Origin of the sequence: Pseudomonas sp. PSE14 (assembly GCF_029203285.1) — a bacterium.
Lineage (GTDB): Bacteria > Pseudomonadota > Gammaproteobacteria > Pseudomonadales > Pseudomonadaceae > Pseudomonas.
The window spans coordinates 5,587,345-5,608,678 of the sequence record NZ_CP115669.1 but is presented as its reverse complement, the minus strand read 5'-3'; the positions used below and the strand labels follow the sequence as shown (position 1 = coordinate 5,608,678).

Below are 21,334 nucleotides of genomic sequence, written 5' to 3'. Positions count from 1 at the left end.
TTGTTCCGCCGAAGGCCGCCGTTTGTGCGGCCTTCGTTTGTTGCGGGATACCTCGTTCGTGCCTACCAACAAGAGTCGCCATGACCATTTCCCTGCTTCGTCCGCGCTGGCTGCTGCTGGCACTGCTGCTCCTCCTGATCGTGCTGGCCGCTCTGACCGTCCGCTTCCATTGGGACGATCGCGCCCGTCTCTGGCTGCGTGAGCAGGACACCGGTACACAGGAGCGCGCCGAGAGCGTCTGGCTGCCCGGTTACCGCGCCGTGATCCAGGCCAAGCAACTGACCGGCGGCCTGGAAGGCCAGGAAGCCTCCGATCTGGCCTATAACCCGGTGACCCGTACCCTGTTCACCGTGACCGGCAAGAAGCCGCTGCTCGCCGAGCTGTCGCTCTCCGGCGATGTGCTGCGGGTGATCCCCCTGCTGGGCATGTCCAACCCCGAGGGCGTGGCGGTGCTGGAGAACGGCAATATCGCCGTGACCGACGAGCGCAGGAATTCGCTGACCATCTTCCATGTCGACCCGCAGACCCGCGAACTGAGCACCGAGAAACTCGCCAGTTTCGACCTCGGCCCGCGCGGCAAGAAGAACAAGGGCATCGAGGGCATCGCCTGGGACCCACGCCAGCACCGCCTGGTCCTGGGGCAGGAGCGTGATCCGCTGGCGCTGTTCAGCCTGCCCAGCGACGGCGGCCCGAGCGTGAGCGGTGCCCTGCAGCCGCTGGCCGGCGACCTGTTGATGACCAACGTTTCGGCCCTGAGCATCGACCCGCGCACCGGGCATACCCTGGTGCTGTCGGCGGAATCGCACCTGCTGCTGGAACTGGACGAAAAGGGCGAACCGGTGAGCTTCATCAGCCTGCTCGGCGGCCTCAATGGCCTGCACGACCGGATTCCGCGCGCCGAGGGCGTGGCCATCGACGAGCAGGGCACCATCTACATGGTCAGCGAGCCCGACCTGTTCTACGTGTTCAAGCGCGAGGTTGCGCCGGCCAAGGCGGATTGATCCTGGCCGGGGAGGGGCGTCTGGGGCGCTTAAGTTTGGGTTAAGCCCGGATTCAGGCTGGTTTCAGCCACCGGCACTAAGCTGACCCCATCGAAAACGCCCCAGGAGGCACTTCCATGAAACTGAGTCATCTCCCCCTGATCGCTGCCGCCGGCCTGTTCTCCACCCTCACCCTGGCCGCCGGCTACACCGGTCCGGGCAGCGATGCCGCCAAGCCGGCCGCTGCCGCCCAGGTCACCACCGTCAAGCAGGCCCAGTCCGCCGCCGACGACACCCCGGCCGTGCTGGAAGGCACCATTACCAAACGCATCGGCGGTGAGCACTACGAGTTCAAGGACGCTACCGGCAGCATCCAGGTCGAGATCGACAACGACGATTGGCCGGCGGGCGCCGGGGTTTCCGAGAACACCAAGGTGCGCCTGACGGGCGAGGTCGATCACCACAAGATGAAGGCCACCGATATCGACGTGGATCGCGTCGAGATCCTGCAGTAATTCAGCGCCAATGAAAAAGCCGCGCCGGGAATCCCGGCGCGGCTTTTTCATTCTGGCGTAGGGCCCATCGTCAACGCCGAGGTCGTTGCCGAGCGAGGCGTGACCCAGGCCAAACGGCGTATAACGCGGAGCGCTTACGCCCTGCACATCAGCCGATGCTGTCGAAGCCTTGCAGCACGTTCACGGCGTTGATGCCGATCTCTTCCACCGCGTAGCCGCCCTCCATGACGAACAGGGTCGGCAGGCCGAGCTTGCCGATGGCTTCGCCCATGCGCAGGTAGTCCGGGCTGTCCAGCTTGAACTGGGAGATCGGGTCTTCCTTGAAGGTGTCTACGCCCAGCGACACGATCAGCACGTCCGGCTTGTAGGCCGAGATCTGCCGGATCGCCGCCTGCAGCGCCAGGCTCCACACCGACCAATCGCTGCCCGAGGCCAGCGGGTAGTTGAAGTTGAAGCCTTCGCCCACGCCCTGGCCCTTCTCGTCGGCGTAGCCGAGGAAGTAGGGGTACTCAAAGCGCGGGTCGCCGTGGATCGAGGTGAACAGCACGTCGGCGCGGTCGTAGAAGATGTCCTGGGTACCGTTGCCGTGGTGGTAGTCCACGTCGAGGATCGCCACGCGGCTGGCGCCCTGGTCGAGGATCGACTGGGCGGCGATGGCGGCGTTGTTGAGGAAGCAGTAGCCGCCCATGAAGTCCGCCGAGGCGTGGTGGCCCGGCGGGCGGCAGAGGGAGAACACCGAGCGCGCGCCCTTGGCCAGTTCGGCCTGGCCGGTCATGGCGACGTTCACCGAGCTGGTGATCGCCTGCCAGGTGCCGGCGGTGATCGGCGCGCCGGCATCGAAGGAGTAGTAGCCCAGGCGGCCGTCGATGCTGTCGGGCTCCTTCTGCCGCAGGCGCCTGGTGGGCCAGGCGATCGGCAGCATGTCGTGGGTCCGGCCGGTGGCCAGCCAGTCGCGCCAGGCGTGTTGCAGGAAGCGCACGAAGCCCTCGTCATGCACCCGCAGGATCGGCTCCAGCCCGAAGTCGCGCGGGGCCTGGATGTCGCCGAGTTTCACCGCCTTGACCCGGTCCAGCACCATGTCGGCGCGACTGGGCTTCTCGAAGCAAGGGGTGAACTGGCCGCCGATCAGCTCGTGCTGACCGTGGTGCAAGCGATGGTCGTCGGTGTAGATCGTCAACATCACGCGCTCCTCATGGCGCCTGGCGGCGCCTGGTTTCTGATTGTCAGGGCGTGCTCAGCATCCGGCCCGCGCGGAGCGGGTCGGCGCCGAGCACACCGTCATGCGTTTTCCTCGAAGTTCACGCTCGGTGCCTTGCGGCGGAAACCGCCGGTGTGCACCGCCAGGTAGGTGAAGCCAACGGCGAACCAGCTCAGGCCGACGATCAGGGTCAGCTGCGACAGGCTGGTCCACAGCCACAGGGTCAGGCACAGGCCGACGAAGGGGATCAGCCCGTACTTGAGCAGGTTGGCGGCGCCACGACGGCGCTCGACGCCCAGGTAGGTGCGGATCACCGCCAGGTTGACCACGGAGAAGGCCACCAGCGCGCCGAAGCTGATCATCGAGGCCAGGGTGGTCAGGTCCAGCACGATGGCCAGCAGGGAGATCGCGGAGACCACCAGGATCGCCAGCACCGGGGTCTGGAAGCGTGCGTGCAGCACGCCGAACAGGCTGCGCGGGAGGATGCCGTCACGCCCCATGGTGAAGATGATGCGCGACACCGAGGCCTGGGACGCCAGCGCCGAGCCGATGCAGCCGGCGATATAGGCGGCGGTGAAGAAGTTGGTCAGGAACTGCCCGCCGGCCTTGAGCATCACTTCGTTGGCCGCCGAATCGGCGTTCTGGAACACGCTGCCGGGGAACACCAGCTGGCTGATCACCGCCAGCAGGGTGAACATCAGGCCGGCGATCACGGTGGTGATGATGATCGCGCGCGGGATGTCGCGGCGGGCGTCACGGGTTTCCTCGGCCATGGTCGAGACCGCGTCGAAGCCCAGGAACGACAGGCACAGCACCGCGGCGCCGGCCATCAGCGGGGCGAAGCCGGGTTTGCTGCCGTCACCGACGAAGGGCAGGCTGAAGTCGATCGGCGCGCCGCCGGCCAGGCTCTTGATCGACATCACCACGAACACCACGATGAACACCAGCTGGGCGCCGACGATGATGTTGCTCATGCCGGCCACCTGGCTGATGCCGACCACGTTGAGCACGGTGACCAGGGCGATGGAGGCGACCACGAACACCCAGGCCGGGATTTCCGGGAAGGCGATGTTCATGAACAGGCCGATGAGCAGGTAGTTGATCATCGGCAGGAACAGGTAGTCGAGCAGCAGCGACCAGCCGGACAGGAAGCCGACCCCCGGACCGAAGCTCAGGCTGGTGTAGGAGTAGGCCGATCCGGAAATCGGGTACTTGCGCACCATGAAGCTGTAGGAGGCGGCGGTGAACAGCATCGCCAGCAGGGTGATCAGGTAGGCGGTGGCGGTGCGGCCGCCGGTCATCTCGGTGACCACGCCGTAGGTGGTGAACATGGTCAGCGGGACCATGTAGACCAGGCCGAAGAAGACCAGGGCGGGCAGCCCCAGTACGCGTTTCAGGCGGGCGTCGGCGGAGGCCGCGTTACCCTGGGTGGTGTGTGCAGTGCTGGCGCTGTGTTGGCTGGCCATGGGGGATTCCTCGCGATTGTTCTGGCTCTTGTATAGGGCGCGATGGGACGGCGTTCGGTGGCCGTCCGGGTTGTCGTCGGCTACGGATCAGCCGCAGCAGCGACGACGGGCGAGGAATGAAGGGCTGTGCTGCAGGGTGACGCAAAAGCTGGTCATGGGCGTTCTCGGGGACTTTGTTCTTGTGGATAACGCGCTCGCGTTCCCTTGGGATATTCCCGCACCACTGAATGTGGCGCCGGAGCTGGCCGCCTTTCCTGCCGCTCCCTGCGCGAGCGGCCCGACTCTAGCAACCGAGGTGGCCGGGCAGAACCCTGCAAAGGGTCAAAAAGGGATCGAAATGGCCAAACTGACTGTCAGGGTCACCCGGCGCGCACCGCCGCGCCGGGTGGCTTGCGGTTATTTCTTCAGCTTGGTCCACACCTTGGAGCGCAGTTGCAGCGCCTTGGGCGAGCACAGCTGGAAGGGCTTCAAGCGGTCCAGCTTGTCGGCCGGGGTGTTGATCGCCGGGTCGTCGAACAGCTCCTTCTCCATGTACTTGTCCGAGCCTGCGATGGCGTTGTTGTACTTGGCGAAGTTGGAGGCGGCGGCGATGTTTTCCGGCTGCATCATCCAGTTCAGGAAAGCGTGGGCTTCCTTGATGTTGGTGGCGTCCTTGGGAATGGCCAGGTTGTCGATGAACAGGCGGATGCCTTCCTTCGGATAGACGTAGACCAGGCTGGCGCGCTGGGCGTGGGCGCGGTGGAAGGCTCCGTTCCACTGCTGGTGCATGGAAACTTCGCCGGCGGCCATGCGCTCGATGGTGCCGTCGCTGTTGTACATCGCCAGCATCGGCTTCTGCTTGAGCAGCAGCTCCTGGATCTTCGCCGCCTCTTTCGGGTCTTCGGTGCACTCGTTGATGCCCAGGTAGTAGGACGCCGGGGCGTAAAGCTCCTCGATGGAGTTGAGCGCCACCACCTTGCCTTTCAGCTCGGCCGGCGGCTCGAAGAAGGGCTTCCAGCTTTCCTCCAGCTTGCCGCCGGGGACCTTGGCGCTGTCGTAGCTGTAGCCGGTGGTGCCCCACAGGTAGGGCACGGTGTAGTCGTGGCCCGGATCGTAGGTCAGGGTCTTGAACTTGTCTTTCAGGTTGGCCAGGTTCGGCAGCTGCGCCTTGTCGAGCTTCTGCAGCAGGTCTTCCTTGACGAAGATCTCGATGAAGCTGTCCGAGGGCACCACCACGTCATAGGCGCCGCCACCGGCCTTGAGCTTGGCCAGCAGGGTTTCGTTGCTGTCGTAGGAGTCGAGGGTGGCGTGGATGCCGGTGTCCTTTTCGAACTTCTTCAGCAGCTCCGGCGGGAAGTAGTCCGACCAGTTGGCGAAGTGCAGGGTGCCTTCGGCGTGGGCGCTGCCGGCCAGCAACAGGCTGGCGGCGACGAGCGTGCGGGCGATGGGGGTACGGCGGAATTTCATCGGTGAAGCTCCTTGCAATGTTGTTTTGTTTTGGCGGCAGGAGGTCAGCGGCGACGCTGGCCGACGTAGTACGACAACGCAACGAACGCGATGGAAATCAACAGTATTATTGAAGAAATGGCGTTGATCTTCGGGGAAATCCCCATGCGGATGGAGCTGAAGATGTACACCGGCAAGGTAGTGGCCCCGGCGCCGGCGACGAAGTAGGTGATGACGAAGTCGTCCATCGAGATGATGAACGCCAGCATCGCCCCGGAGAGGATGCCCGGCATCAGCAGCGGGAAGGTCACCTTCCAGAAGGTCTTCCAGGGCGAGGCGTAGAGGTCCGCCGCCGCTTCGGCCAGGCGCGGGTCCATGCCTTCGAGGCGGGCACGGATCGGCAGGTAGGCGAAGGGGATGCAGAACACCACGTGCGCCAGCAGGATGGTGAACAGCGACAGCTTCAGGCCGATGAAGGCGAAGAACATCAGGGTCGCCACGGCGGTGACGATCTCCGGCACCAGCAGCGGCAGGCCCAGCACGCCGCTCATCAGACCCTGGCCGCGGAAGGTCCGGCCGCGCATGCCCAGGGCGGCGAGGGTGGCCAGCGTGGTGGAGATGATCGTGGCGAGGCTGGCGACGATCAGCGAGTTCTTCGCCGCGCGGAGAATCTCCGGGTCGTCCGCCACCACCGCGTACCACTTCAGGCTGAAGCTCTCCCACAGCGTCGCCGACTGACCGCTGTTGAAGCTCAGCACCACCAGCACGAAGATCGGGACGTAGAGGAAGGCGAAGAACAGCCAGGCCGCGGGCCGTACGCCGGTGAAACGCCAGAGCGGATTGGCCGACTTCATGGATGACCTCCCGCGGTGCCCTGCTTGAAGCGCATGCTGTAGATCATCATTGCCAGCAGTACGAAGGCTAGCAGGGCAAAGGACAGCGCCGCGCCGAACGGCCAGTTGTGCGCCGTGCCGAACTGCAGCTGGATCAGGTTGCCGATCATCAGCGACTTACCGCCCCCCAGCAGCTCGGGAATGATGTAGCTGCCCAGCGAGGGGATGAACACCAGAATGCTGCCGGCGACGATGCCGGGCATGGCCAGCGGGATGATGATCCGCTTGAGCGCCTTCCAGCGGTTGGCGCCCAGGTCGAAGGCGGCTTCCACCAGGCGCCAGTCCATCTTTTCCAGGCTGGTGTAGATGGGCAGCACCATGAACGGCAGGTAGGTGTAGAGCAGGCCGATGATCACCGCGTTGTCGGTGTAGAGCAGGCCAATGGAGGCGTCGGTGAAGCCCAGCCCGTGCAGCCCCTCGTCGATCAGTCCGCCGTTGCGCAGCAGCAGGATCCAGGCGTAGACCCGCACCAGCAGGTTGGTCCAGAACGGCACCGTGACCAGGAACATCAGCAGGTTGCGCCGGCGTTCGTCCTGCAGCGCCAGGTACAGCGCGGTGGGGAAGCCGATCAGCAGGCAGCCCAGGGTGGTCAGGATCGACAGCCAGAAGGAGCGCTGGAAGATACCCAGGTAGTCGGCGTTGAACGCCAGGCTGTCGTCCAGGTCGCGCTCCCAGAGGAAGTTGATGTAGGCCTCGACGGTGTGCTGGCCCCACTTCACGCCGCCGTAGTCCCCCGGTGCCTGGATCGACACGGCGAACATGATGCCCAGCGGCAGGACGAGGAACACCACCAGCATGATCATCGCCGGGCTGGTCAGGGCCAGGCGATTGAACAGCGATTTGCGTTCCGCTTGTGCGCGCAGTGTGCTCATTCGGCCAGCACCCGGATGGCGGTGGCGGGCACGCGGACCCGTACCCGTGCGCCCGGGGCGTGGGTGGAGTGGGCGCCGTCGCGGTTCTGCTGACGTACGCGGAAGCCGCCCTGACCGGCGACGTTGAGGTGGTACACGGTGTCGGTGCCGACGTAGACGATGTTTTCCACCACGCCTTCGAGCTGCCCGTCCTGCGCGAGCTCAGTGCGCTCCGGGCGGATCGCCAGGGTGACCTTGCCCGGCAGGGTGGTCGCCGCCGGCAGCAACTGGCCGTCGGGCAGACGCACGCTGTCGCCGCTGGATTCGCCTTCGAGGAAGTTGGTCTCGCCGATGAAGTCGGCCACCAGGCGGTTGACCGGCGCTTCGTAGATTTCCGTCGGCGTGCCGATCTGCATGACCTTGCCGCGACTCATCACCGCGATGCGGTCGGACATGGTCAGGGCTTCTTCCTGGTCGTGGGTGACGAAGATGAAGGTGATGCCGGTCTCGTGCTGCAGGCGCTTGAGCTCGATCTGCATTTCCTTGCGCAGCTTGAGGTCCAGCGCGGAGAGCGATTCGTCGAGCAGCAGCACCTTGGGCCGGCTGGCCAGGGCGCGGGCCAGGGCGATGCGCTGCTGCTGGCCGCCGGAGAGCTGGTCGGCGCGGCGTGAGCCGACATCCGGCAGGCGGACCAGGTCGAGCATCTTCTGCACGGTGGCGTCGATGTCGGCGCGGCTCTTGCCCTGCATTTCCAGGCCGAAGGCGATGTTCTGGGCCACCGTCATGTGGGGGAACAGGGCGTAGCTCTGGAAGACGGTGTTGACCGGGCGGCGGAAGGGCGGGAGGCCTTCCATCGCATCGCCGTAGAGGCGGATGCTGCCGGAGGAGGGTTGTTCGAATCCGGCGATCAGTCGCAGCAAGGTAGTCTTGCCGCAGCCCGAAGGCCCGAGGAGGGTGAAGAACTCGTTGGCGCGGATTTCCAGTGACACGTCGTCCAGGGCTTTGAGGCCTTGTCCGGGTGTACCGAACTCCATGCATATCCGCTCGATGGTGATCGCGCTGGTCATGCTGGTACCATGCAGTTAAGCAGTTGTTATTGTTGAGGTTTTACGGTTTCTGAGACCGTTTCACCTAGCTGCGGATTGATAATGACCAAGCAGCCCGAGGCGCAGAACGATAGATCAGGCCAATAAGGGATAAATCAGGCCAAGTTGAAAATAGCCTCTGGAACGTGGGAATCCAGGCGTCAGAGACGTGTCGTTCGGGGGCTTTTGTAGGAGCGAGCTTGCTCGCGAACCTTGTGATTCCGACCCTGTGTGCGATGCCATCCCTGGCTGCACGCCCCGCTCCGAAGGGAGAGGGGGCCGTTCGGCGCGCGTTGCAACGCCAGATAGGTACCGTTCCCGACTCACCCCCGATACAAGCTCGGACTCGACCCGCTCCAACGCTGGAAGGCATGGCGGAAGCTGGCCGTCTCGCTGTAACCAAGCTGCTCGGCGATCAGGTAGATCGGCAGGTCGGTGTCCTTGAGCAACTGCCGCGCGCGGTCGAAGCGCACCTCGTCGAGCACCTGTTGATAACTGGTGTTCTGCTGTTGCAGATGGCGGCGCAGGGTGCGGGTGGAGCGGTGCAGGTGGCGCGCCACGGCGTCCAGGTTGGCGGTGTCCTGCAGATGGCTGGCCAGGTGTTGGCGCAATTGCTCGATCACATCGCCACGGCTACTGAGCGTCGCGCTCATGCGCAGGCATTGCTGCACGCCGTTGTGGCAGCTCACCGGGTCGGCCAGCGGCAGCAGGCGGTCCAGCAGCGCCGGGCTGAAGCACAGGGCGCTGGTTGGCGCGCCGAACTCCACCGGGCAGCCCAGGCGTTCGGTGTAGGTTGCCGCGTGCAGCGGCGGGCGGTAGGCCAGCAGCAGGCGACGCGGGCGCACCGATTCGCCGAGCAGGTCGCGGATCACCGTGAGCATCGAGGTCAGGCACAGTTCGGTATTGAACACCGTCAGTTCCGGCGCGTAGCGGTAGCCATCGGCGCTCAGGTGCACCTCATCGTCCCGTGGCACCAGGGCCAGGCGGAAGTAGGTGCCAAGCAGGTCGGGAAAGGACAGCGCCAGTTGCAGCGCGTCGCGCAGGGTGCGGCTGGCGAGCATGCTGTAGCCGAGGATGCCGTAGGCCGAGACATGCATGCGCAGGCCGAGATAGAGGCCCAGGGCCGGATCGTGGTGACAGCTCAGGGCGTTGGCGAAGACCCGCAGTTCCTGGGCGTGGGTGATCAGCTTGTGCGGGGTCAGCAGGTCCGCTTCGTCGATGCCGCTGCCCTCCAGCAGCCGCTGGCGCGGTATGCCCGCATGATGCAGCACTTCGGTGGCGAGTACCACGGTGTGCAGGGTGGCTTGCTGGCGTTGTTCGGGAAGCAGGGACACGGCCATCGGTACACCTTCGGGGATGATCGATCGGTCTTGCGCTAACCTGACTCTAGCCTGCGGGCATTTCCCCTGCCGCCTTTAAGTTTGGCTTCAGCCCAGGCTGCGAAGCTGCGCGGCCTTTCCGAGAACATCGAGTCCCCCATGCGCCGCCTGCTCAAACCCCGTCGCCTGCTTCCGCTACTGGGGCTGCTGGCCCTGGCCGCCCTGCTCGCGCTGGGCCAGAGCTTGCGCGTCTACGAGCGCATCTGGTTCAAGTTCAACGAATGGCGGCATGCGGCGCACTGGCAGGATCAGTCGATCTGGCTGCCCGGCTATCGAGTGCTGATCGAGGCGCAACCCATCGAGGGGCTGGCGGACAACGTCTCGGCGCTGACCTACGACCCGGACCGGCAGACCCTGTTCACCGTCACCAACAAGCGCAACGAGCTGATCGAGCTGTCGCTGGAGGGCGAGGTGCTGCGCAGGATCGCGCTGCACGGCTTCGGCGATACCGAGGCCATCGAGTACATCAGCCGCAACGTCTACGTGATCAGCGACGAAACCCACCAGCGGCTGCTCCGCGTCGAATTGCGCGACGACACGACGCAACTGCGCGCCGAAGACGCACAGCAGCTGGCCCTGGCGCTGGGGCGCGGCGGCAACAGCGGCTTCGAGGGGCTGGCCTACGATTCGCTGGGCAAGCGCCTGTTCGTCGCCAAGGAGCGCAATCCGGTGCATATCTATGAGGTGCGCGGCTTCCCCTACGAGCAATCGCAGGAGCCCTTCGCGGTGCACGTGGTGGAAGATCTCGAGCACAACCGCAACCTGTTCGTCCGCGACCTTTCCAGCCTGCAGTACGACGAGCGCAGTGGGCACCTGCTGGCGCTGTCCGACGAATCGCGGCTGGTGCTGGAGCTGAGCGCCGAGGGCGAGCCGATCAGCTCGCTGTCGCTGCTGCGCGGCATGAGTGGCCTGCGCCGCAGCGTGCCGCAGGCCGAGGGTATCGCCATGGATGACCAGGGCACGCTGTACCTGGTCAGCGAGCCCAACCTCTTCTATGTGTTCAGAAAGCCCATGCCAATGGAGCCACGGTAATGAAGTCGTTACAGTGCTGCTTTCCGATACGAAGTATGGCGTTTTGCCAGGATCGGCCATGAATATCTTCCAGGAAGCGCTGATCAACCGGCGCTTGAAAAAATCACTCGACAGCCACCAGTGCCGCCTGGCCGGCGGCATCAAGTCCCTGCGCGATGGCGCCCAGCTCATCCTCGAGCCGGGGGTGAAGATCGGCAAGACGAAGATCTTTTCGCCCAGGCTGGCCATCGGGGCCTACAGCGATATCGTCAGCGGCAGCGAGTTCCGCCATGTCTCGCAGATCGGCCGTTACTGCTCCATCGCTACCGCGGTGGTCATCGGCCAGGCGCGCCAGTCCCACCCCATCGACTGGCTGACCACCCATCACTTCGCCTCCAACCCCAAGCTGATCAAACGTCCGATCAAGCGCGAGCATCCCTACCACCCCGCGGTGATCGGGCACGATGTGTGGATCGGTCGCGATGTGTTGATCCTGGATGGGGTCAAGATCGGCACCGGTGCCATCATCGGTGCTCAGTCGCTGGTCAACGCCGATGTGCCGCCCTACGCCATAGTCGCCGGCACCCCGGCGCGGGTGATCCGCTATCGCTTCGAGCCCGAAGTGATCGAGGGTCTGCTGGCCAGCCACTGGTGGGAGTTGCCGCTGGATGTCCTGGGCGAACTGCCGCTGGATGATCCGCAGACCTGCCTGGCGACACTGCAAAACAGAACGCCGCCAGCGGCAGCCCATCCGCGGCGTCTGCGAATCGATTCGGAGCCCTTCCGCCTGCGGATTATTCCCGCCGTGGAAGCCGCGCAGGCTGCTTCGCTCGACGCTTCCGGCACTTAGCGAAAGAAACGAGGCGCCCCAGGGCGCCTCGCCTTGCCTCGGTCAGAACTGCCACTGCACCCCGAGCGAATAGGACGCCTGGCTGCCTTCGCTATGGGCGAAGCGCGTATTGGCCTCGGCGAACACGCCCAACTGCTCGGTGACCGCCAGCAGTGCGCCGGCCTGGGCCCGGCCGAAGTCCTTGTCCACATCGCCCAGATCGGCGACACGGGTGCGGCCATCGCCCAGGGCGGTCAGCGCGATGTCGTCCAGGCGACCGTCCGCCAGTTCCTTCACCCAGCGCACGCTGGCGTAGGGTTTCACGGCCATCCGGTTCCCCAGCGCCAGTTCGCCGCGCAGACCCCAGCCGAGGCTGGCTTCCAGCGAGTCGTAGTCCTGCTCCTCGAAGCCCAGCGCGGTGCGCAGGTCGTCGTCTTCGTCGAAGTCATCGATGCGGTAGTGCACGTAGTCCAGTCCGCCCTGCGGACCGGTCTTGATGCCGGCGATGTCGAAGTCGTAGCCGCCGTCGACGCGGGCGCCCCAGAACCAGGCGTTGGTATCGCCGTCGATGCGCTGGTCGAGCAGCACCGGCCCGCCCTTGGCCTGCAGATAGACCGCACGCTTGCTGTCGAGGTCGCTGTAGCCGGTGCTCAGCTCGCCGCCGAGCCAGGCCGGGCCGCCGTCGTTGAGCAGGCCGTAGAGCCCCAGTTGCCAGGTTTCCGCTTCCAGGCGGGCACTGTGGTCCAGGTTGTCGCGGCTGCGCTGGAAGCTCAGGCTGCCGCCGAGGGTCAGTGCTTCGCTGGCGCGGTAGTCGCCCAGCAGGTGCACGCCGGCGCGGTGCGAGCGCGGGTCGCCGGGCATGTCGAAGCCGCTTTCCGGGGTGGTCTCGCCTTCCACGCCGACCTCACCATCGAAGCTGCCCACGGTGCGCGGGCTGCCCAGCAGCGTCAGCCAGCGGCGGTCGTGCATCCGGGTCAGGGCCAGGTGCTGGCGCTGCAGCTGGTCTTCCATCTGCCGCGCCATCGCGCCGCCGGAAGCGGTGGAGGCCAGCAGGTCGGCATTGGTCAGCTCCAGCACCAGGCGCGTGAGCAGGCGCGAGAAGTCGCGCAGGCGCTGGTCGATGCGTTCCTGGCCGAAGGCGCCGGTGAGCACCTGCTCGTTGTCCAGCGCCGGGTTGTGCCAGGTGGCGCCGCCGGGGATGGCCGGGTTGTCGGTCTGCTCGTAGCCGTCCAGCTCGCCCAGTTCCCAGTTGGTCGCCTCGATGAACAGCACCGGGACGTTCAGGCCCTCGAAGCTTTCGCCGTCGCTGCAGCAGCCGGTGCCGGCGGGGTATTCCTCGTTCAGGCCGGGGTTGGTGAACAGCGGGATCTTCAGCTCCTGGGCGATGCGCAGGAGCTGGTCGCGGTAGGCGCCCAGCGCTGGATTGTCCACGCTGTTGAAGCCGGCGTGGGCGTACATCTTGTCGCCGGTGATCAGGCTGTCGAGGTTGATCATCCCCAGCAGGTTGCTGCGTTGCTCGTCGCTCAGGGAGGCGACGTAGGCTCGGGAGCCGCGCAGACCTTCCTCTTCGGCGCCGAAGCCGACCACTTCCAGGCCGTTCTCCAGCTTGATGCCGCCCAGGTTTCGGGCGATTTCGGTTAGCACCGCGGCGCCGGAACCGTTGTCGTCCAGGCCCTGCAGGGTCGGCCGGCCGTAGTAGGTGTCGTAGTGGGCGCCCAGCACCACGTACTGGCCGCTGCTGCCCGGGGCGCTGGCGATGACGTTCTGCGAGCTGCGGCTACCGGCCCAGGTGAAGTCCTGCACCTGCGTCTGGTAGCCGAAGCCCAGGCGCGACTGCATCAGCGCGGTGGCGCCGGCGAAGCTGGCGGTGCCGCGGTAACGGCCGGGGTAGTCGTTGATCAGGGTGTCGAGGGTATCCCCGGCGTAGTCCCCGTACTCGTAGGCGCTGGCATCGATCGAAAACGCGGCGCATCCCAGGCTGACCGCAACGGCTAAGGGTTTGAACACGGCACTTTCCTCTGTGTCGATTGGAATCGCATCGGTCTTGATGCGTGCGCCGGAGGAAAGCAGGATGTGCGCCGTTTCGCCGAAGATGCTTGGAAATTGACGCCTGAGTGATAGAGAGTGTCGCGTCACTGTAACAATGGTGATACACGGCCGGCCTGCTGGCCAGCCGTGTCCGGGCGGGGTTATTCGACGCTCCCCGAAAGGGGGCGCCTCAGGTTTCGTCGCTGACCGGCGCCTCGGGCGCGTAGCGCTTCACCGCGGCCACGCCGTTCTCGGCGTTGGCCTGGCTTGCGTACATCTGGCTCTGGCCGACGACCTGGCCGTTGGTGGCCTTGAGCACGAAGTAGTGCTTGCCGTTGGAGGCAGTCTTCACTTCGAAGGCGCCTTCGCGCTGGGAGTTCTTGCGTACCGACTCGATGCCGTCCTGGGCCGAGGCCTTGGCCTTGTACAGCTCGCTGGTCAGCACGATCTCGCCGTTGCTGGCGTGCAGGTTGAAGTGGAACTGGCCATCACTGGCCTTCTTGAGATGGTACTTGCCGGCCATGCCGTTTTCTCCGTGGGGTGGAAGGTATCCCCCAGCGTAGACGGCTGCGCGCGGAAAGGAGCGCCATCGGCTGGATGGCGCCCCTCGGGCTCAGACCTTGAGGGTCTTCACACCTTCGGCGGTGCCGAGCAGCAGCAGGTCGGCCGGACGCGCGGCGAACAGGCCATTGGTGACCACGCCGACGATGTTGTTGATCGCCTCTTCCAGCTGTACCGGGCTGTCGATGCGCAGGTTGTGCACGTCGAGGATGATGTTGCCGTTGTCGGTCAGCACGCCCTCGCGGTACACCGGGTCGCCGCCCAGCTTGACCAACTGGCGGGCCACGTGGCTGCGGGCCATGGGGATGACTTCCACCGGCAGCGGGAAGGCGCCGAGGATCGGTACCAGCTTGCTGGCGTCGGCGATGCAGATGAACTGCTTGGCCACCGCGGCGACGATCTTCTCGCGGGTCAGCGCGGCGCCGCCGCCCTTGATCAGTTCCAGGCGCTCGTTGGTCTCGTCGGCGCCGTCGACGTAGAACTCCAGCTCGCTGACGGTGTTCAGGTCATAGACCGGAATGCCGTGGCCCTTCAGGCGCGCGGCGGTGGCTTCGGAACTGGCCACGGCGCCGTCGAACTCGGCCTTGTGCCTAGCCAGCAGATCGATGAAGAAGTTGGCGGTGGAGCCGGTGCCCACGCCCACGATGCTCTTGCTGTCGAGGTGCGGAAGAATGTGGTCGACGGCGGCTTGGGCCACTGCCTGCTTGAGCTGATCCTGGTTCATGGCGGACTGTCTTCTGGATGGTCGGCGCGCCGGGCGCCCGGGAAGGTACGAAGGGTCGGATTATAGCGGCCGCGAGCGCCTGGGTGTTGCGCCGCCGGGCAACTGTTATGGTCAACTGCGCGCGGATTGTTCGGTGGCCCGCCCGGCGCCGGCTGGAGTAGACTCGCAACTCCTCGAAAATGCCGCCGAATGTGCCCTTCCGATGCTCGAACAATACGTCAAGAAGATCCTCACCTCGCGTGTCTACGACGTTGCCGTGGAAACGCCCCTGCAGCCCGCCCGCCAGCTCTCCGAGCGCCTGGGCAACCAGATTCTGCTCAAGCGCGAAGACCTGCAGCCGGTGTTCTCCTTCAAGATTCGCGGCGCCTACAACAAGTTGGCGCAGCTGACTCCGGAAGAACTGGCGCGCGGCGTGGTCACCGCCTCGGCGGGTAACCATGCCCAGGGCGTGGCGCTGGCGGCCCGTGAGCTGGGGATCAAGGCGACCATCGTGATGCCGCGCACCACGCCGGAGCTGAAGGTGCAGGGCGTGCGCGCCCGCGGCGGCAAGGCCGTGCTGCACGGCGATGCCTTCCCTGACGCGCTGGCGCATTCGCTGAAGCTGGTGGAAGAGAAGGGCTACGTCTACATCCACCCCTACGACGATCCGGAAGTGATCGCCGGCCAGGGCACCGTGGCGATGGAAATCCTCCGTCAGCATCCGGGCCGCCTGGACGCGATCTTCGTCCCGGTTGGCGGCGGCGGCCTGATCGCCGGCATCGCTGCCTACGTCAAATACCTGCGCCCGGACGTCAAGGTGATCGGCGTCGAGCCGGATGACTCCAACTGCCTGCAAGCCGCCATGGCCGCCGGCGAGCGCGTGGTGCTGGGGCAGGTCGGGCTGTTCGCCGACGGCGTGGCCGTGGCGCAGATCGGCCAGCACACCTTCGACCTGTGCAAGGACTACGTCGATGAAGTGATCACCGTCAGCACCGACGAGATCTGCGCGGCGATCAAGGACATCTACGACGATACCCGCTCGATCACCGAACCGGCCGGAGCGCTGGCGGTGGCGGGCATCAAGAAGTACGTGCAGCGCGAGAGCGCCAGCGGCCAGACCCTGGTGGCCATCGATTCGGGCGCCAACATCAACTTCGACCGCCTGCGCCATGTGGCCGAGCGTGCCGAACTGGGCGAGAAGCGCGAAGCGATCATCGCGGTGACCATCCCTGAGCGCCCGGGTAGCTTCAAGGCTTTCTGCGAAGCCATCGGCAAGCGCCAGATCACCGAGTTCAACTACCGCTACAACACCAACCAGGAAGCGCACATCTTCGTCGGCGTACAGACCCACCCCGACAACGACCCGCGCGAGGCGCTGGTGGAGCAGCTGCGTGGCCAGGGCTTCCCGGTGCTGGACCTGACCGACAACGAGCTGGCCAAGTTGCACATTCGCCACATGGTCGGCGGCCACTCGCCGCGGGTCAGCGGCGAGCAGGTGTTCCGCTTCGAGTTCCCCGAACGGCCGGGCGCGCTGTTCAACTTCCTCAACCGCCTGGGCGGGCGCTGGAACATCACCATGTTCCACTACCGCAACCACGGCGCGGCGGACGGTCGCGTGGTCGCTGGCCTGCAGGTGCCGGACGATGAGCAGCACCTGGTGGCCGCAGCGCTGGAAGAGATCGGCTACCCGTACTGGGATGAAAGCGACAACCCGGCCTATCGCCTGTTCCTCGGCTGACGCCGGGGAGCAGGGCCGCCGCGGCGGGTGCTAGTCTTCGCTGAACGCAGGATTGTTCACAGGAACGCATGACCATGGAAAGCTACCAGACCTTCCGAATCCTCCACGGTGTCGCGGCGGTGCTGCCGTTTCTCGCGATCATCGGCCTGGCCTGGTACGGCTGGCGCAGCTGGCGCGGTGGCGACGCGGGGAAGATCGCCACGGCGCTGCAACGTATCGGCCTGGCCGGCTGGGTGCTGGTCGCCGGCAGCATCGCCAGCCTGCCGGTCACCGGCTGGCAGATGGTGCACGGCGCGGGCCTGCCGCTGGGGCAGACCTGGCTGCTGGGCAGCGCCTGCCTGCTGATCGTCGCCACGCTGTTCTGGCTGCTGTTCACCACCCGTCTGTGGCGCATCCGTGGGCTGGCCCTGGCCGCCCAGGGCAGCGGCGAGCCGATTGCCGCTGGCGCGGCACGGCAGTGGAAGTTCGGCCTGGTGTTCTTCGTGCTCGCGCTGCTGTGCGTGATCGCCATCCTGGTGCTGATGATCAGCAAGCCGGTCTGACGCGCACTCCGTGAGCGTCTACCTGCTGCTCAAGACCCTGCACATCCTCTCTTCCACGCTGCTGTTCGGCACCGGCCTGGGCTCGGCCTACTACGCCTGGCGCGCGTGGCGCAGCGGCAGCCTGGAGGCGATCCGGGTCACCTTCCGCCACCTGGTCACCGCAGACTGGCTGTTCATCGCCACCACGGCGGTATTCCAGCCGCTGAGTGGCATGGCCATGGCGCATCTCGCCGGCTGGCCGCTGGATTCGGGCTGGCTGCTGTGGAGCCTGTTGCTGTATGTGTTTGCCGGCGCCTGCTGGCTGCCGGTGGTCTGGCTGCAGATCCGCGTGCGGGACATGGCCGAGACGGCGCACCGGGAAGGTGCGGCGCTACCGCCGCAAGCCTTTCTCTATATGCGCTGGTGGTTCGCCCTGGGGTGGCCGGCGTTTCTGGCCTTCCTGGCGATTTTCCATCTGATGGTGAACAAGACGCTCTGAGGTGGCTCAGTCGCGCAAGCTTATCACCGGCCAGCCGCGCGAGAGGGCAGTGGCGCGCAGGGTGTCGTCCGGGTCGACGGCGACCGGGTTGGCCACCCGTTCCAGCAGCGGCAGGTCGTTGCGCGAGTCGCTGTAGAAGTACGCGTCATCCAGCTTCAGGCCGGTCTCGTCGAGCCAGCGTTGCAGGCGGGTCACCTTGCCGCCCTGGAAGCAGGGCACGTCGAAGGTGCGGCCGGTGTAGAGACCGTCCTTCATCTCGCACTCGGTGGCGATCAGCGTTTCCACGCCCAGCCGCTCGGCGATGGGGCCGGTGACGAAGCGGTTGGTGGCGGTGATGATCACCAGCTTGTCGCCGGCGGCGCGGTGCTCGGCCAGCAGGGCCTCGCCCTTGGCCAGGATGATCGGCTCGATGACCTCGTCCATGAACTGGCGGTGCCAGATCGCCAGCTGTTCCAGGCTGTTGCGGCCCAGGATGGCCTGGGTAAAGGCCTGGTAGGCGAACACGTCCAGGGTGCCAGCCACATAGTCGGCGTAGAAGGCGTCGTTGCGCGCCTGGTACTCGCCAGCGTCGACCAGGCCACGCTGGCATAGCCATTCGCCCCAGCTGTGGTCGCTGTCACCGGCCAGGAGAGTGTTGTCGAGATCGAAGAGAGCCAATCGCACGTCGAATTACCAAGGGTTGCCTATGCTGAAAAGTCGCCTAGAGTAACGGCTTTTGTCGGCCCTGCACATGACGCCGCGCCTCGCGTTGCCGCTGTCACAAGCTTTGTGGAACAATGCGGGCACACGCGATTTCGAGGATGTACCGCCGTGATCGATCCCGATGGTTTTCGCCCTAATGTCGGCATCATCCTTTCCAACGATGTCGGACAAGTATTGTGGGCACGGCGTATCAACCAGGAAGCCTGGCAATTTCCCCAGGGCGGCATCAACGCCCGCGAAACCCCTGAGGAAGCGCTGTTCCGCGAATTGAATGAAGAAGTCGGCCTGGAAGAACAGGACGTACGGATTCTTGCCTGTACCCGTGGCTGGCTGCGTTACCGCCTGCCGCAACGCCTGGTGCGGACCAACAGCCAACCGCTGTGCATCGGGCAGAAACAGAAATGGTTCCTCCTGCGCCTGACCGGCGAGGAAAGCCGGGTGCGCATGGATGTGACCGGCAAACCGGAATTCGATGGCTGGCGTTGGGTCAGCTACTGGTACCCGCTGGGCCAGGTCGTGACCTTCAAGCGCGAGGTCTACCGCCGGGCCCTGAAGGAATTGGCACCGCGCCTCCTGGCGCGCGACTAGCACGCAAGTTCAAGGAGTTAGACCCCCACGCCATGCTCAACACGCTGCGTAAGATCGTCCAGGAAGTGAACTCCGCCAAGGACCTCAAGGCGGCGCTGGGCATCATCGTGCAGCGCGTGAAGGAGGCCATGGGTACCCAGGTCTGCTCGGTCTATCTGCTGGACGCCGAGACCAACCGCTTCGTGCTGATGGCTACCGAGGGCCTGAACAAGCGCTCCATCGGCAAGGTCAGCATGGCGCCGAACGAGGGCCTGGTCGGCCTGGTCGGCACCCGCGAGGAGCCGCTCAACCTCGAGAACGCCTCCGAACACCCCCGTTACCGCTACTTCGCCGAGACCGGCGAGGAACGCTACGCCTCCTTCCTCGGCGCGCCGATCATCCACCACCGCCGGGTGATGGGCGTTCTGGTGGTGCAGCAGAAGGAGAAGCGCCAGTTCGACGAAGGCGAGGAAGCCTTCCTCGTCACCATGAGCGCGCAGCTCGCCGGCGTAATCGCCCACGCGGAAGCCACCGGCTCGATCCGCGGCCTGGGCAAGCTCGGCAAGGGCATCAGCGAAGCCAAGTTCGTCGGCGTCCCCGGCGCTCCCGGCGTGGCCGTGGGCAAGGCCGTGGTGGTGCTGCCGCCGGCCGACCTGGAAGTGGTCCCGGACAAGCCCATCGACGACGTCGAGGCCGAGGTCGAGCTGTTCAAGCAGGCCCTTGAATCCGTCCGCGAGGATATGCGCAATCTCTCCAGCAAGCTGGCCACCCAGCTGCGCAAGGAAGAGCGCGCCCTGTTCGATGTCTACCTGATGATGCTCGACGACGCCTCCATCGGCCTCGAGGTCAAACGCATCATCCGCTCCGGCCAGTGGGCCCAGGGCGCCCTGCGCCAGGTGGTGATGGAGCACGTGCAGCGCTTCGAGCTGATGGACGACGCCTACCTGCGTGAGCGCGCCTCGGACGTCAAGGACATCGGCCGCCGCATCCTCGCCTACCTTCAGGAAGAGCGTCAGCAGTCGCTGACCTACCCGGACCAGACCATCATCGTCAGCGAGGAGCTGTCGCCGGCCATGCTCGGCGAGGTGCCCGAGGGCAAGCTGGTGGGCCTGGTGTCGGTGCTCGGCTCGGGCAACTCCCACGTTGCCATCCTCGCCCGCGCCATGGGTATTCCCACGGTCATGGGCGCGGTCGACCTGCCGTATTCCAAGGTCGACGGCATCGACCTGATCGTCGACGGCTACCACGGCGAGATCTACACCAACCCGTCGCCGCAGCTGGTCAAGCAGTACGGCGAAGTGGTCGCCGAAGAGAAAGAGCTGAGCAAGGGCCTTGCCGCGCTGCGCGAACTGCCCTGCGAGACGCTGGACGGCCATCGCATGCCGCTGTGGGTCAACACCGGCCTGCTGGCGGACGTGGCGCGCGCCCAGGAGCGCGGCGCCGAAGGTGTAGGCCTGTACCGCACCGAAGTGCCGTTCATGATCAACGACCGCTTCCCCAGTGAGAAGGAACAGCTCGCCATCTACCGCGAGCAGCTTTCTGCCTTCCACCCGCTGCCGGTGACCATGCGTACCCTGGACATCGGCGGCGACAAGGCGCTGTCCTACTTCCCGATCAAGGAAGACAACCCCTTCCTCGGCTGGCGCGGCATCCGCGTCACCCTCGATCACCCGGAAATCTTCCTGGTACAGACCCGCGCCATGCTCAAGGCCAGTGAAGGCCTGGACAACCTGCGCATCCTGCTGCCGATGATTTCCGGCACCCACGAACTGGAAGAGGCGCTGCACCTGATCCACCGCGCCTGGGGCGAGGTGCGCGACGAGGGCGTGGACATTCCCATGCCACCGATCGGCATGATGGTGGAGATCCCCGCGGCGGTGTACCAGACCCGCGAACTGGCGCGTCAGGTGGACTTCCTCTCGGTCGGCTCCAACGACCTGACCCAGTACCTGCTGGCGGTGGACCGCAACAACCCGCGCGTCGCCGACCTCTACGACTACCTGCACCCGGCCGTGCTGCAGGCGTTGAAGAAGGTGGTCGACGACTCCCACGCCGAAGGCAAGCCGGTGAGCATCTGCGGCGAAATGGCCGGCGATCCGGCGGCCGCCGTGCTGCTGATGGCCATGGGCTTCGATTCGTTGTCGATGAACGCCACCAACCTGCCTAAAGTGAAGTGGTTGCTGCGGCAGATGACCCTGTCCAAGTCCCGCGAGCTGCTCGGCCAGCTGATGACCTTCGACAACCCGCAGGTCATCCACAGCTCGCTGCACCTGGCGTTGCGCAACCTCGGCCTCGGCCGCGTGATCAACCCGGCGGCGACCATCCAGGCCTGACGCCGGGCCCCATGCCCTCCCGGATGCGGGAGGTACCCAGACGGTGAGGC

The 21,334-nt window shown here is 65.6% G+C and carries 20 protein-coding genes; 9 read left to right on the top strand and 11 right to left on the bottom strand.

Translation table 11 applies throughout. From position 1 onward, the window contains the following. Positions 1–80: 80 nt before the first annotated feature. Together O6P39_RS25640 and O6P39_RS25635 are read left to right on the top strand one after the other, a co-directional pair. Positions 81–1,001, top strand: a complete 921-nt coding sequence (locus O6P39_RS25640) for an SdiA-regulated domain-containing protein (protein WP_275609171.1) — start codon at positions 81–83, stop codon at positions 999–1,001. 116 nt (positions 1,002–1,117) lie between these two features. After that, positions 1,118–1,495 carry a NirD/YgiW/YdeI family stress tolerance protein gene (locus O6P39_RS25635; protein ID WP_275609170.1) on the top strand — a complete coding sequence of 126 codons (378 nt, stop codon included), beginning with the start codon at positions 1,118–1,120 and terminating at the stop codon, positions 1,493–1,495. A gap of 148 nt (positions 1,496–1,643) precedes the next feature. Here the strand turns inward: O6P39_RS25635 and O6P39_RS25630 are convergent, their stop codons facing one another. From O6P39_RS25630 to O6P39_RS25600, 7 genes are all read right to left on the bottom strand, one after another. Continuing rightward, positions 1,644–2,675 carry a histone deacetylase family protein gene (locus O6P39_RS25630; RefSeq protein WP_275609169.1) on the bottom strand — a complete coding sequence of 344 codons (1,032 nt, stop codon included), beginning with the start codon at positions 2,673–2,675 and terminating at the stop codon, positions 1,644–1,646. A gap of 98 nt (positions 2,676–2,773) precedes the next feature. After that, on the bottom strand, positions 2,774–4,159 hold the full coding sequence (locus O6P39_RS25625) for an APC family permease (protein ID WP_275609168.1): 1,386 nt from the start codon (positions 4,157–4,159) through the stop codon (positions 2,774–2,776). A 396-nt stretch (positions 4,160–4,555) separates the two neighbouring features. Then, positions 4,556–5,605: an extracellular solute-binding protein gene (locus O6P39_RS25620; protein ID WP_275609167.1), complete on the bottom strand. Its 1,050-nt coding sequence runs from the start codon at positions 5,603–5,605 to the stop codon at positions 4,556–4,558. A 44-nt stretch (positions 5,606–5,649) separates the two neighbouring features. Then, on the bottom strand, positions 5,650–6,438 hold the full coding sequence (locus O6P39_RS25615; protein ID WP_275609166.1) for an ABC transporter permease: 789 nt from the start codon (positions 6,436–6,438) through the stop codon (positions 5,650–5,652). After that, positions 6,435–7,349, bottom strand: coding sequence for an ABC transporter permease (locus tag O6P39_RS25610; RefSeq protein WP_275609165.1), 915 nt, complete (start codon positions 7,347–7,349; stop codon positions 6,435–6,437). The genes O6P39_RS25615 and O6P39_RS25610 overlap by 4 nt, the downstream gene beginning before the upstream one ends. Continuing rightward, positions 7,346–8,395, bottom strand: coding sequence for an ABC transporter ATP-binding protein (locus tag O6P39_RS25605; RefSeq protein ID WP_275609164.1), 1,050 nt, complete (start codon positions 8,393–8,395; stop codon positions 7,346–7,348). Before O6P39_RS25605 ends, O6P39_RS25610 begins: the two co-directional genes overlap by 4 nt. A gap of 341 nt (positions 8,396–8,736) precedes the next feature. After that, positions 8,737–9,753, bottom strand: coding sequence for an AraC family transcriptional regulator (locus O6P39_RS25600; protein ID WP_275609163.1), 1,017 nt, complete (start codon positions 9,751–9,753; stop codon positions 8,737–8,739). Between the two features lie 138 nt (positions 9,754–9,891). Here O6P39_RS25600 and O6P39_RS25595 point away from each other — a divergent pair, with 138 nt between their 5' ends. Beyond that, positions 9,892–10,824 carry an SdiA-regulated domain-containing protein gene (locus O6P39_RS25595; RefSeq protein ID WP_275609162.1) on the top strand — a complete coding sequence of 311 codons (933 nt, stop codon included), beginning with the start codon at positions 9,892–9,894 and terminating at the stop codon, positions 10,822–10,824. Between the two features lie 58 nt (positions 10,825–10,882). Further along, positions 10,883–11,653 carry a CatB-related O-acetyltransferase gene (locus O6P39_RS25590; protein ID WP_275609161.1) on the top strand — a complete coding sequence of 257 codons (771 nt, stop codon included), beginning with the start codon at positions 10,883–10,885 and terminating at the stop codon, positions 11,651–11,653. Positions 11,654–11,695: 42 nt separating this feature from the next. Here O6P39_RS25590 and O6P39_RS25585 read toward each other — a convergent pair whose 3' ends face one another. The 3 genes from O6P39_RS25585 to rpiA all read right to left on the bottom strand — a co-directional run bounded on the left by O6P39_RS25585 (position 11,696) and on the right by rpiA (position 14,945). After that, positions 11,696–13,639 (bottom strand): autotransporter domain-containing protein, encoded by a 1,944-nt coding sequence (locus O6P39_RS25585; RefSeq protein WP_275609160.1) that lies wholly within the window; start codon positions 13,637–13,639, stop codon positions 11,696–11,698. A 211-nt stretch (positions 13,640–13,850) separates the two neighbouring features. Next, a complete protein-coding gene (locus O6P39_RS25580) occupies positions 13,851–14,183 on the bottom strand; it encodes a YegP family protein (RefSeq protein ID WP_275609159.1) in 333 nt (110 codons plus the stop codon). 90 nt (positions 14,184–14,273) lie between these two features. Next, positions 14,274–14,945 carry a ribose-5-phosphate isomerase RpiA gene (gene rpiA, locus O6P39_RS25575; RefSeq protein WP_275609158.1) on the bottom strand — a complete coding sequence of 224 codons (672 nt, stop codon included), beginning with the start codon at positions 14,943–14,945 and terminating at the stop codon, positions 14,274–14,276. A gap of 202 nt (positions 14,946–15,147) precedes the next feature. Between rpiA and ilvA the strand changes: the two genes are divergently transcribed. The 3 genes from ilvA (at position 15,148) to O6P39_RS25560 (ending at position 17,682) form a co-directional block, all read left to right on the top strand. Continuing rightward, a complete protein-coding gene (gene ilvA / locus O6P39_RS25570) occupies positions 15,148–16,662 on the top strand; it encodes a threonine ammonia-lyase, biosynthetic (RefSeq protein ID WP_275609157.1) in 1,515 nt (504 codons plus the stop codon). Positions 16,663–16,736: 74 nt separating this feature from the next. After that, entirely contained in the window at positions 16,737–17,204 is a 468-nt protein-coding gene (locus O6P39_RS25565) for a DUF2269 domain-containing protein (protein ID WP_275609156.1), read from the top strand. A gap of 10 nt (positions 17,205–17,214) precedes the next feature. Beyond that, positions 17,215–17,682, top strand: coding sequence for a DUF2269 domain-containing protein (locus O6P39_RS25560; protein ID WP_275609155.1), 468 nt, complete (start codon positions 17,215–17,217; stop codon positions 17,680–17,682). Positions 17,683–17,688: 6 nt separating this feature from the next. Here the strand turns inward: O6P39_RS25560 and O6P39_RS25555 are convergent, their stop codons facing one another. After that, on the bottom strand, positions 17,689–18,345 hold the full coding sequence (locus O6P39_RS25555) for an HAD family hydrolase (protein WP_275609154.1): 657 nt from the start codon (positions 18,343–18,345) through the stop codon (positions 17,689–17,691). Between the two features lie 147 nt (positions 18,346–18,492). Here O6P39_RS25555 and O6P39_RS25550 point away from each other — a divergent pair, with 147 nt between their 5' ends. Both O6P39_RS25550 and ptsP read left to right on the top strand, forming a co-directional pair. Continuing rightward, positions 18,493–18,972, top strand: coding sequence for an RNA pyrophosphohydrolase (locus O6P39_RS25550; RefSeq protein WP_152227102.1), 480 nt, complete (start codon positions 18,493–18,495; stop codon positions 18,970–18,972). 32 nt (positions 18,973–19,004) lie between these two features. Then, a complete protein-coding gene (gene ptsP / locus O6P39_RS25545) occupies positions 19,005–21,284 on the top strand; it encodes a phosphoenolpyruvate--protein phosphotransferase (protein WP_275609153.1) in 2,280 nt (759 codons plus the stop codon). Positions 21,285–21,334 lie beyond the last annotated feature (50 nt).